Genomic DNA, 11,875 nt, shown 5'->3' with positions numbered 1-11,875 from the left:
CAGCCCGGCGGGAGCAAGCTCCCTCGCCACAGTAGCGGGTCAGACGGTGATGTTGTGCCTGGCCAGGAAGGCGACGAAAGCTTCTTCGTCGAGCACCTTCAAGCCCAGCTCGGTGGCCTTGGCCAGTTTGGAGCCGGCGCCCGGCCCCGCCACCACACAGTGAGTTTTCGCCGAAACGGAACCCGCCACCTTGGCGCCGAGGCTTTCGAGCTTGTCCTTGGCCACGTCGCGGCTCATCAGCTCAAGGGAGCCGGTCAGCACCCAGGTATGGCCCGCTTCCGGCAAGCCTTCCACGACCTTCTTCTCGCTCTGCCAGTGCATGCCGAAGTCTTTGAGCTGCTGCTCGATGGCCAGCGCGTGGCTCGCATTGTCAGGGTTATCGAAAAACTCGCGCACGGCCTTGGCCTGCTTCTCGGGCAGCGCCTGGCGCATGTCCAGCCAGTCGGCTCTGATCACGCCTTCCAGGGTGATGAACTTGTCCGCCAGTTTTTGCGCAGCGCCCGGGCCGACGCTCGGCACATGCAGCTTGTCGAGCAAACCGCCCAGCGTGGTGCTGGCGGCAAACTCGGCACTCAATTCGCCCTGATCCTGCAATTGCAGCGCGCACTCGTCCGGCGACAACAGCGCGCCGATTACGTCGCGGTTGTGGCTGTCTTCAAAAAAGCTGTGAATCTCGTGCGCCACTTCCAGGCCCACGTCCGGCAGGTAGGTCAACACTTCGGGCAAGGCCTTCTGCACGCGCTCCAGGGAGGCCAGCGAACGTGCCAGCACCTTGGCCGTCTCCTCGCCCACATCCGGAATGCCCAAGGCGTAGATAAACCGAGCCAACGTCGGCGACTTGCTGTTTTCGATGGCGGTGATCAGCTTCTTGCTGGAAATATCGGCAAAGCCTTCCAGGTCGATAATCTGCTCATACCTGAGTTTGTACAGATCCGCCGGCGAGCCGATGAGTTTTTCATCCACCAGTTGCTCGATGGTCTTGTCGCCCAGCCCGTCAATGTCCATGGCGCGGCGCGAGACGAAGTGAATGATCGCCTGCTTGAGCTGCGCACCACAGGCCAGGCGCCCGACGCAGCGGTACACCGCGCCCTCGCTGACGGTTTCCTTGCCCTTGCTGCGCTTGACCAATTGCGTGCGCTCCACGTGAGAGCCGCATACCGGACAGCTTTCGGGGATCTGCACCGCGCGGGCGTTTTCCGGGCGGCGCTCAGGCACCACCGACACCACCTGCGGAATCACATCACCGGCGCGGCGGATGATCACCGTATCGCCAATCATCAAGCCCAGGCGCGCCACTTCGTCCATGTTGTGCAGCGTGGCGTTGGACACGGTCACACCCGCCACCTTCACCGGTTTCAAGCGTGCCACCGGCGTCACGGCGCCGGTACGGCCGACCTGGAATTCGACGTCGAGCAACTCGGTCAGCTCTTCCATGGCCGGGAATTTATGTGCAATGGCCCAGCGCGGTTCGCGGGCGCGGAAGCCCAGTTCCCGCTGGGACGCAATGCTGTTGACCTTGAACACCACGCCGTCAATCTCGTATGGCAGGCTGTTGCGCCGCTCGCCGATATCGCGGTAGTAGTCCAGGCAATCCTGAATACCCTTGGCCAGCTTCAGCTCGTGGCTGATGGGCATGCCCCACTTCTTGAGCTGCTGCAGGTTACCGATGTGGGTGTCGCTGATATCGGTGGTCACGCCATAGCAACAGAATTCCAGCGGGCGGCTGGCGGTGATTTTCGAGTCCAGCTGGCGCAGGCTGCCGGCAGCGGCGTTGCGCGGGTTGGCGAAGGTCTTGCCACCGACTTCCAACTGCGAGGCGTTCAGGCGCTCGAAACCGGCCTTGGACATGAACACTTCGCCACGCACTTCCAGGGTCGCCGGCCAGCCGCTGCTGTGCAGCTTCAGCGGGATATTGCGCACGGTGCGCACGTTGACGCTGATGTCTTCGCCGGTGGTGCCGTCGCCACGGGTGGCGCCGCGTGTCAGCTCGCCATTTTCATATAACAGGCTGACCGCCAGGCCATCCAGTTTGGGTTCACAGCTGTACTCCACCGCCGCGCCGCCGCCAAACAGGTCGCCCACCGGCAGGTCGAGGCCTTCAGTAACGCGCCGATCGAACTCCAGCAGGGTGGTTTCATCAAACGCGTTGCCGAGGCTGAGCATCGGAATGGCGTGCTTGACCTGGGTGAACGCCGACAGCGCCGCACTGCCGACCCGCTGCGTCGGCGAATCCCGCGTCACCAACTCCGGGTGCTCGGCCTCAAGAGCCTTGAGCTCGTGATACAGCCGGTCGTACTCGGCGTCCGGAATGCTCGGCTCGTCGAGGACGTGGTAACGGTAGTTGTGCTGATCCAGTTCAGCGCGCAGTTCGAGGATGCGGGTGTGGGCGGCGGTCATGGGTGTTCTCTCAGAAAGCAAAAGAGCAGCCGAAGCTGCTCAATATGTTAGTGCGCTTATTCTATCCGACAACGCCGAGGAGCAATCCTCAGCGTTTTTGTGTCAGGGCGCGACGCTCGAACTCGACGATGCGCTGACGGTAATGCTCGATGGTCTGGGCCGTCAGGACGCTGCGTTGATCGTCCTTCAACTCGCCATTCAACTCCTGGGACAGCTTGCGGGCGGCGGCCACCATCACGTCGAACGCTTGTTTCGGGTGACGCGGGCCCGGCAGGCCGAGGAAGAAACTCACGGCCGGCGTGCTGAACAGGTCGATATCGTCCAGGTCGAACGTGCCCGGTTTGACCGCGTTGGCCATGGAGAACAGCACTTCGCCGTTGCCCGCCATGCTTTCGTGACGGTGGAAAATATCCATTTCGCCGAAACGCAGGCCGCTTTCCAGAATGTTCTGCAACAGCGCCGGGCCCTTGAAGCCGGCGGCGTCACGGCAGATCACGCTGATTACCAGCACCTCTTCGGCGGCCGGCTGATCATTGACCGATTGGCGTGGCGCACTGCTTTTGGCCGGGGTTTCGTCAGGGAAGTCGTCATCACGGCTGCTGAAGCTCGGGCCATCATCCACGTCCAGGTTCAGGTCGCCCTGGTGCGGTTCGGCAACCGGTGCGCTGTTGCGCTTGCCACGCTTGGAAGACGGTTCACGGGCTTCGCGCACCGGCGCGCTCATGGACGGCAAGTCGTGTTCGTCCAGTTGCGGCTCTTTATGGGTGTCCAGCACACGGGGCGGCCCCAGCAGCTCGGCGCTGCCGTCGTCGTCTGGCAAGTTGGACAGGTTACGGTCCAGACGGAATTTGAGCTTGCCCTTGCCACCGCGCATGCGGCGCCAGCCATCAAAAAGAATACCGGCAATGACAATAATGCCGATGACGATCAGCCACTCGCGCAGACCGATTTCCATGTAATCCCGTGCCTCTAATAAAAAATGCTGAAAAATAAGGGGTTTAGCAACATCCAAACCGCTTTAAAACGTGGCGCCAACTCTATGTTCTGACTGACGTTTTGCCCACGCATACGAAAATTTGACATTAAACTAGCACGACCAAAGATAACTTTACACCGTCTGTCAAAATGCCTTGAACAAATATGTCCATTTGCCATATTTCACAGCCGGGTCCATCACCTTACATCCTGCCGAAAATTCTCTTTCAAAGCCCGGGTCAGGATTCCACCATCGCCATCGCTTCTTCCACATCCACCGCCACCAAGCGCGAACAACCCGGTTCGTGCATCGTCACACCCATCAGTTGATCGGCCATTTCCATGGCGATCTTGTTGTGGGTGATATAGATGAACTGCACGGTCTGGGACATCTCTTTAACCAGCCGCGCGTACCGTCCAACGTTAGCGTCATCCAGCGGGGCGTCAACTTCGTCGAGCATGCAGAACGGCGCCGGGTTCAACTTGAAGATGGCAAATACCAGGGCCAATGCGGTCAGTGCCTTCTCGCCACCGGACAACAAATGGATGGTGCTGTTCTTCTTGCCCGGAGGCCGCGCCATGATCGTTACCCCTGTATCGAGTAGATCTTCGCCCGTCAGTTCCAAGTAAGCGCTGCCTCCACCGAAAACTTTCGGGAATAAGGCCTGTAAACCGCCATTAATCTGATCAAAGGTATCTTTGAAACGATTACGGGTTTCCTTGTCGATCTTGCGGATCACGTTTTCCAGGGTGTCCAGGGCTTCCACGAGGTCGGCGTCCTGGGCATCCAGATAACGTTTGCGCTCGGACTGTTGCTGGTATTCGTCGATGGCCGCGAGGTTGATCGCGCCGAGGCGCTGAATGCGTGCAGCAATGCGCTCAAGTTCTTCTTCGGCTTCTTTCTCGCTGGCCTGGGCGGTCAGGGTATTGAGCACGCCGTGCAAGTCGTAGCCGTCTTCGAGCAACTGGTCTTGCAGGGTCTTGCGCCGCACGGTCAGGGCTTGCCATTCCATGCGCTGCTGTTCGAGCTGGCCGCGAATCAGCTGGGATTGCTGCTCAGCCTGGGTCCGGCGTTTTTCGGCGTCGCGCAGTTCGCGGTCGGCGTCTTCCAGGGCGATTTGCGCGGTCTTGAGTTCTTCGTCGACGGTCATGCGCTTGTCGAGCAATTCCTCGAGCTTGAGGCGCAACTCTTCCAGCGGCGCTTCGCCCTCCTCGAGGTTGAGGCTCAGTTGCTCGCGCTTTTCGGTGAGGCGTTCGGACTGCATCTCCAGGCGCTCAAGGGCCTGGGCCGTGGACGCGTGCTGAGCCTTGAGCGAACCCAGGCGCACGGCCAACTGATGAGCATGATCCTTGTGCTGACGGGCTTCCTGACGCACGCGGTCAAGGCGTTCGCGCAGGCTGTCGCGCTGGGCCAGCAGCAATTCGCGCTGTTCGGTGTCCAGCGCCATGCTGTCGAGGGCCTCCTGCAGTTGCAGACGCGCTTCGCCGATTTGTTCGTGTTCGAGGGCGCGTTGCTCGCCCATCTCCGCCACTTCCTCATCGAGACGGGTGCGGCGCAGGGTCAACTGCTCGACCTTGGCCTTGCTGGCGGAAAGCTGGGCTTTCAGTTCGCCTTGCTGACGCGCTTCGTCCTGCAACAGGCGGCGCAAGTGTTCGCGGCCGGTCTCTTGCTGGCGCTGGGTGGCGCGCAGGGTTTGCAGTTCGGTTTCCAGGCTTTCCAGCGTGGCTTCGCGCTCTTCGCGCTCGGCGATCAGGTTGACTATCTCCTGGCCGCGAGCCAACACGCCGCTTTCGGCGTCACTGGCGCGGCGCACGCGCAGGAAGTGACGGCCGACCCAATAGCCGTCGCGGCTGATCAGGCTTTCGCCGGCACCCAGCTGGCCGCGCTGGGCCAAGGCTTGCTCAAGGGATTCAACCGGCTTGACCTGGCCCAGCCAAGGCGACAGATCAATGGCCGACTCAACCTTGTCCAGCAGGCTGCCCGGCACCCGCGCGCCATCAGCGGCGGGGCTGAGCAAACGCAAATCGCCCTGGGCAAAACCGGCCAGGTCAAAGCCGCCAAAATCATCCACCAGCACCGCTTGCAGGTCGGCGCCTAAAACGGTCTCAACCGCCAGCTCCCAACCGGCTTCAACTTTCAACCCTTCCGCCAGACGCGGGCGCTCGGCCAAGTGCTGATCACGCAACCACTCAGCCGTGCCGGTGCCGGGGTCCAACGCCGCCTGCTGCAAGGCTTCCAGCGATGCGAGCCGGCCATTGAGCCGCTGCAAATCGCCCTGGGCCTGCTGCTGGGCCTGGGTCGCCTGTTGCAGTTGCTGACGCAGTTGCTCCAGGCGCTCCACTTGTTGTTCTTCGCTGGCTTCCAGCTCTTCCAGCGTCATTTCGCTTTCGGCCAGTTGCTCGCTCAGTTCCATGATTGCCGCATCTTCCGGGTCGGCAGCGAGCAACGCGCGCTCTTCCTGCATCCGGCGCTGGCGCTCGGCCAGGCGCTCCATGCTGGTTTCCAGTTGCTGGATGCGCGACTGCTGCACCTCGGCCTGGCGGCGTGGCTCGGCGGATTGCAGGTTGAAGGCGTCCCACTGCTCCTGCCAGCCGTGCATGGTGGTTTCGGATTCTTCCAGGGCGGCGGCGGCTTCTTCGGCGGCGGCGCTGGTGACTTCCTGCTCGGGCGTGAGCATGTCCAGCTCTTCGCCGAGGGTCAGCAGCAAAGTGCGGTCGTGGCCCAGGTGGGATTCGGTCTCCAGACGCGCGCGTTCGGCTTCCTTCAAATCATCCTGCAACTGGCGCAGGCGTTGCTGGCCATGCTGGATGCTTTGCTCGACGCGGGCAATGTCGCCGCCCACCGAATAGAAGCGGCCCTGCACCAGATTGAAGCGCTCGGACAGGTCATGGTGCCCGTCACGCAGGCGTTCGATGCTGGCGTCGGCATTGCGCTGCTCGGCCACCAGCGCTTCAAAGCTGATTTCCTGGGTGCCGATGATCGCTTCGCGCTGGCCCACCTGATCGTTCAGCGCCTGCCAGCGCAGGGCCGAGAGCTGCGCCTTGAGCTGACGCTCCTCGCCCTTGTATTCCTGATACTTCTCGGCGGCCTGGGCCTGGCGGTGCAGGCGTTCCAACTGGCGCTCCAGTTCTTCGCGCAAGTCGGTGAGGCGGGCGAGGTTTTCATGGGTGCGACGGATGCGGTTTTCAGTTTCGCGGCGCCGCTCCTTGTACTTGGAGATGCCGGCCGCCTCTTCAATAAAGTTGCGCAGGTCTTCAGGCTTGGCTTCGATCAGCTTGGAGATCATGCCTTGCTCGATGATCGAGTAGCTGCGCGGGCCCAGGCCGGTGCCGAGGAAGATGTCGGTAATGTCGCGGCGACGGCATTTGGTGCCGTTGAGGAAATAGCTGTTCTGGCTGTCGCGGGTCACTTTGCGGCGAATGGAAATTTCCGCGTAGGCGGCGTACTCACCAATCAAGGTGCCATCGGAGTTATCGAACACCAGTTCGATGCTAGCCTGGCTCACCGGTTTGCGGCTGGTGGAGCCGTTGAAGATGACGTCGGTCATCGACTCGCCGCGCAGGTTTTTCGCCGAGCTCTCGCCCATCACCCAGCGCACGGCGTCGATGATGTTCGACTTGCCGCAACCATTGGGCCCGACCACCGCCGCCATATTACTGGGGAAGTTCACCGTGGTCGGGTCGACGAAGGATTTGAACCCCGCCAGTTTGATGCACTTGAGCCGCACGCTTAGGCGTCCGCCAGCGCTGCGATGACCAGCGAGCTACTGCGCTGGCCATAGGCCGATAGCACTTGGCGAATCTGCGGCAAGTCACGGGCCAGCACGGCGCCGAGCAGTTGCTCGAACAATTCCAGGTACTCGCTCATGGATGCCTTGCGTTGATCCAGCGCCAGGTAATAGGCGCGGTTCATCGCCGGCTGCAGGTTATCGATGGTTTCCTGCAAATACGGGTTGTCGGCGAAGGGGTACGCGGCGCGCATCACATTGAAGCTTTCTTCGACGAAAGCACGGATGTCCTGGCGTTCGAAACTGGCGATCAGGCGTTGCTGGATCTGCAGGAACGGCGTCATGTCGGCCTGGGTCTGCCAGCCTTCGGCAACCGCATTGCCGAGCAAAATGTACAACTCGCCCATCAGCGTGCACAGGCTCTGCACCTTGTGCGCGGTGAGTTCGGTGACGTGGGCGCCACGGCGCGGCAGGATCGCAATCAAATGGCGGCGCTCAAGGATCAGCAAGGCTTCGCGCACGGAACCACGGCTGACATTGAGTGCCAGCGTGACCTTCTGCTCCTGGATCCGCTCCCCAGGCTTGAGATCGCCGCGAATGATACGTTCGGCGAGGTGGTGAGCAATTTGCTCGGCGAGACTGTCCGGCGCCTTGAACGTCATGTTTTCCCTTCAAAATCTTCTATCGGTACAAGCGCGGCAGTGTAGCGCAATTGCTGCCTGATGGCGCTGGGCCCACGGGGACGAATTTGGCATGAAACACGCAGCGATTAAAAGCCAAAAGCCCCTGAAAACGCCAGTTTCAGAAGACTGGACCATAATTGAATGAGTTGTTGCCGCAATTTCTTGACCTTATGGTCAGAAAATCATTGACCGAAAAGTCAGAGATGACTAGATTCGGCGCAAAGCGGTTAACAACAATAATGAGTCTGCGAGGCCTTCCGTGATCCAGTTTTTACTTAACCAGGAGCTCCGTAGCGAGCACGCCCTGGACCCCAACCTGACAGTGCTCAACTATCTACGCGAGCATCTGGGCAAATCCGGTACCAAGGAAGGCTGCGCCAGCGGCGATTGCGGTGCGTGCACCGTGGTGGTTGGCGAGTTGCACACCGATGACCAAGGTGCGGAGCAGATTCGCTACCGCAGCCTCAACTCGTGCCTGACGTTTGTGTCGTCGTTGCACGGCAAGCAGTTGATCAGCGTCGAAGACCTTAAACATCAGGGCCAACTGCACAGCGTGCAGCAGGCCATGGTCGAGTGCCACGGCTCGCAATGCGGCTTTTGCACGCCCGGCTTCGTGATGTCGTTGTTCGCGTTGCAAAAGAACAGCGACGCCCCCGACAGCCAAAAAGCCCACGAAGCCCTGGCCGGCAACCTGTGCCGCTGCACCGGTTATCGCCCGATTCTCGCCGCCGCCGAACAAGCCTGCTGTAACAAGCCTCAGGACCAGTTCGACAGCCGCCAGGCTGAAACCATCGCCCGCCTCAAAGCCATCGCGCCGACCCAGACCGGCGAGCTGAACAGTGGTGATAAACGCTGCCTGGTGCCGCTGACCGTCGCCGACCTGGCCGACCTCTATGACGCCTATCCGCAAGCCCGGCTGCTGGCCGGCGGCACCGACCTTGCGCTGGAAGTCACCCAATTCCACCGCACGCTGCCGGTGATGATTTACGTGGGCAACATTGAAGAAATGAAGCGCATCGAGCGCTTCGATGACCGCCTGGAAATCGGCGCGGCCACGGCCCTCTCCGACTGCTACACCGCGCTGCACCACGAATACCCGGACTTCGGCGAACTGCTGCACCGCTTCGCCTCGTTGCAGATCCGCAACCAGGGCACCCTCGGCGGCAATATCGGCAACGCCTCGCCGATCGGTGATTCACCGCCCCTGCTGATCGCCCTCGGCGCGCAGATCGTGCTGTGCAAGGGCAATACCCGGCGCACCCTGGCGCTGGAGGACTACTTCATCGACTACCGCGTCACCGCGCGGCAGGACAGTGAATTCATCGAGAAAATCATCGTGCCCAAAGGCCATACGCTGTTCCGCGCCTACAAGGTGTCCAAGCGTCTGGACGATGATATCTCCGCGGTGTGCGCCGCCTTCAACCTGACCATTGAAAACGGTGTCATCAGCGACGCCCGTGTGGCGTTCGGCGGTATGGCCGCCACGCCAAAACGCGCGAAAAGCTGCGAGGCCGTGCTGGTCGGCGCCACCTGGAACGCCGCCACCGTGGAAAAAGCCTGCGCCGCGCTGGCCGAAGATTTCACTCCGCTGTCGGATTTCCGCGCGAGCAAGGAATACCGCCTGCTCGGCGCACAGAACCTGCTGCGCAAATACTTCATCGAACTGCAAACGCCGCACATCGAGACTCGGGTGACCGCTTATGTCTAACCATCACGACGTGGTAAAAACCCAGGCCGAACTGGCCGAGTTGTTCGCACAGGACCTGACCTCCGGTGTCGGCCGCAGCGTCAAGCACGACAGCGCCGCCAAGCATGTGTCCGGCGAAGCGCAGTACATCGATGACCGCCTGGAATTCCCGAACCAGTTGCACCTGTATGCACGCATGTCCGACCGTGCCCACGCGCGTATCCTCAGCATCGACACCGCGCCCTGCTACGCCTTTGAAGGCGTGCGCATCGCCATCACCCACGAAGACGTGCCGGGCCTTAAAGACATCGGCCCGCTGATGCCAGGCGACCCGCTGCTTGCCATCGACACCGTGCAGTTTGTCGGCCAGGTGGTGTTGGCGGTGGCCGCCCGCGACCTGGAAACCGCGCGCAAGGCGGCGATGGCCGCGGTCATCGAATACGAAGACCTGGAACCGGTGCTGGATGTGGTCGAGGCGTTTCGCAAGAAACACTTCGTGCTCGACAGCCACACCCACCAGCGCGGTGATTCGGCCGGTGCCTTGGCCACGGCGAAACACCGCATCCAGGGCACCCTGCACATCGGCGGCCAGGAACACTTCTACCTGGAAACCCAGATTTCCTCGGTGATGCCCACCGAAGATGGCGGCATGATTGTCTACTGCTCCACGCAAAACCCCACCGAAGTGCAGAAGCTGGTGGCTGAAGTGCTGGACGTATCGATGAACAAAATCGTCGTCGACATGCGCCGCATGGGCGGCGGTTTCGGCGGCAAGGAAACCCAGGCCGCCAGCCCCGCGTGCCTGTGCGCAGTGGTGGCGCGCCTCACCGGCCAGCCGACCAAGATGCGCCTGCCGCGCGTCGAAGACATGCTGATGACAGGCAAGCGCCACCCGTTCTATATCGAATACGACGTGGGTTTTGACGACACGGGCCGCCTGCACGGCATCAACCTGGATCTGGCGGGCAACTGCGGCTGCTCGCCGGACCTGTCGAACTCGATTGTCGACCGCGCCATGTTCCACTCCGACAACTCGTATTACCTGGGCGACGCCACGGTCAACGGCCACCGCTGCAAGACCAACACCGCGTCCAACACCGCCTATCGCGGCTTCGGCGGCCCGCAAGGCATGGTCGCCATCGAAGAGGTGATGGATGCCATCGCCCGCCATCTGGCGCTGGACCCGCTGGCGGTGCGCAAGGTCAATTACTACGGCAAGACCGAGCGCAACGTTACCCATTACTACCAGACCGTCGAGCACAACATGCTCGAAGAGATGACCGCCGAGCTTGAGGCCAGCAGCCAATACGCCGAGCGCCGCGAAGCGATCCGCCTGTACAACGCCCACAGCCCGATCCTGAAAAAAGGCCTGGCGCTGACGCCGGTGAAGTTCGGCATTTCGTTTACCGCCAGCTTCCTCAACCAGGCCGGCGCCTTGATTCACATCTACACCGACGGCAGCATCCACCTCAACCACGGCGGCACCGAGATGGGCCAGGGCTTGAACACCAAGGTGGCGCAGGTGGTGGCCGAGGTGTTCCAGGTTGAAATCGACCGCGTGCAAATCACCGCCACCAACACCGACAAGGTGCCCAACACCTCGCCGACCGCCGCTTCCAGCGGTGCCGACCTGAACGGCAAGGCCGCGCAGAATGCCGCCGAAACCATCAAGCAGCGCCTGGTGGAGTTTGCCGCGCGCAAATACGACGTGAGCGAAGCCGACGTGGAATTCCACAACGGCCATGTGCGCGTGCGCGACCAGATCCTGACGTTCGAGGCATTGATTCAACAGGCGTATTTCGCCCAGGTGTCGCTGTCGAGCACCGGGTTCTACAAGACTCCGAAAATCTATTACGACCGCAGCCAGTCGCGCGGGCGGCCGTTTTACTACTTCGCGTTCGGCGCAGCCTGCTGTGAAGTGATCGTCGACACCCTGACCGGCGAATACAAGATGCTGCGCACCGACATCCTTCACGACGTCGGCGCCTCGCTGAACCCGGCCATCGACATTGGCCAGGTGGAAGGCGGTTTCATCCAGGGCATGGGCTGGCTGACCATGGAAGAACTGGTGTGGAACAACAAAGGCAAACTGATGACCAACGGCCCGGCCAGCTACAAGATCCCGGCCGTGGCCGATATGCCGCTGGATTTGCGTGTGAAGCTGGTGGAAAACCGCAAGAACCCGGAAGACACGGTGTTCCATTCCAAGGCCGTGGGCGAGCCGCCGTTCATGCTCGGGATTGCGTCCTGGTGTGCGATCAAGGATGCCGTGGCGAGCCTGGGTGACTATCGCCATCAGCCGAAAATTGACGCCCCGGCGACGCCGGAGCGGGTGTTGTGGGGGTGTGAGCAGATGCGGCAGTTGCAGACAGTCGCACTTGTGGAAACCGTGTTGGCTTGATCGT

General features: G+C 61.5%; 6 protein-coding genes. 2 read left to right on the top strand and 4 right to left on the bottom strand.

The features are described 5' to 3' along the window. Positions 1-39: 39 nt before the first annotated feature. From ligA to ATI14_RS15645, 4 genes are all read right to left on the bottom strand, one after another. Positions 40-2,397 carry an NAD-dependent DNA ligase LigA gene (ligA, locus tag ATI14_RS15660; protein ID WP_016973189.1) on the bottom strand — a complete coding sequence of 786 codons (2,358 nt, stop codon included), beginning with the start codon at positions 2,395-2,397 and terminating at the stop codon, positions 40-42. 88 nt (positions 2,398-2,485) lie between these two features. After that, positions 2,486-3,352, bottom strand: a complete 867-nt coding sequence (gene zipA / locus ATI14_RS15655; protein WP_016973190.1) for a cell division protein ZipA — start codon at positions 3,350-3,352, stop codon at positions 2,486-2,488. Positions 3,353-3,611: 259 nt separating this feature from the next. Next, positions 3,612-7,100: a chromosome segregation protein SMC gene (smc, locus tag ATI14_RS15650; protein ID WP_016973191.1), complete on the bottom strand. Its 3,489-nt coding sequence runs from the start codon at positions 7,098-7,100 to the stop codon at positions 3,612-3,614. 2 nt (positions 7,101-7,102) lie between these two features. After that, positions 7,103-7,762, bottom strand: a complete 660-nt coding sequence (locus tag ATI14_RS15645; RefSeq protein ID WP_016973192.1) for a GntR family transcriptional regulator — start codon at positions 7,760-7,762, stop codon at positions 7,103-7,105. Positions 7,763-8,042: 280 nt separating this feature from the next. Between ATI14_RS15645 and xdhA the strand changes: the two genes are divergently transcribed. Both xdhA and xdhB read left to right on the top strand, forming a co-directional pair. Beyond that, the gene (gene xdhA, locus ATI14_RS15640) at positions 8,043-9,491 is read left to right on the top strand and encodes a xanthine dehydrogenase small subunit (protein ID WP_016973193.1); all 1,449 of its coding nucleotides are present in this window, start codon (positions 8,043-8,045) and stop codon (positions 9,489-9,491) included. Beyond that, positions 9,484-11,871 (top strand): xanthine dehydrogenase molybdopterin binding subunit, encoded by a 2,388-nt coding sequence (gene xdhB, locus ATI14_RS15635; protein WP_016973194.1) that lies wholly within the window; start codon positions 9,484-9,486, stop codon positions 11,869-11,871. The genes xdhA and xdhB overlap by 8 nt, the downstream gene beginning before the upstream one ends. Positions 11,872-11,875 lie beyond the last annotated feature (4 nt).

This window comes from Pseudomonas tolaasii NCPPB 2192, from assembly GCF_002813445.1.
Taxonomy (GTDB): domain Bacteria; phylum Pseudomonadota; class Gammaproteobacteria; order Pseudomonadales; family Pseudomonadaceae; genus Aquipseudomonas; species Aquipseudomonas tolaasii.
The sequence above is the reverse complement of the archived record's forward strand: the minus strand, read 5'-3'. Positions and strand labels throughout refer to the sequence as shown.

Excerpts from the sequence above, each read along its gene's own strand:
- ligA (WP_016973189.1), bottom strand. The coding sequence starts at position 2,397 with ATGACCGCCGCCCACACCCGCATCCTCGAACTGCGCGCTGAACTGGAT.
- zipA (WP_016973190.1), bottom strand. The coding sequence starts at position 3,352 with ATGGAAATCGGTCTGCGCGAGTGGCTGATCGTCATCGGCATTATTGTC.
- ATI14_RS15645 (WP_016973192.1), bottom strand. The coding sequence starts at position 7,762 with ATGACGTTCAAGGCGCCGGACAGTCTCGCCGAGCAAATTGCTCACCAC.
- xdhB (WP_016973194.1), top strand. The coding sequence starts at position 9,484 with ATGTCTAACCATCACGACGTGGTAAAAACCCAGGCCGAACTGGCCGAG.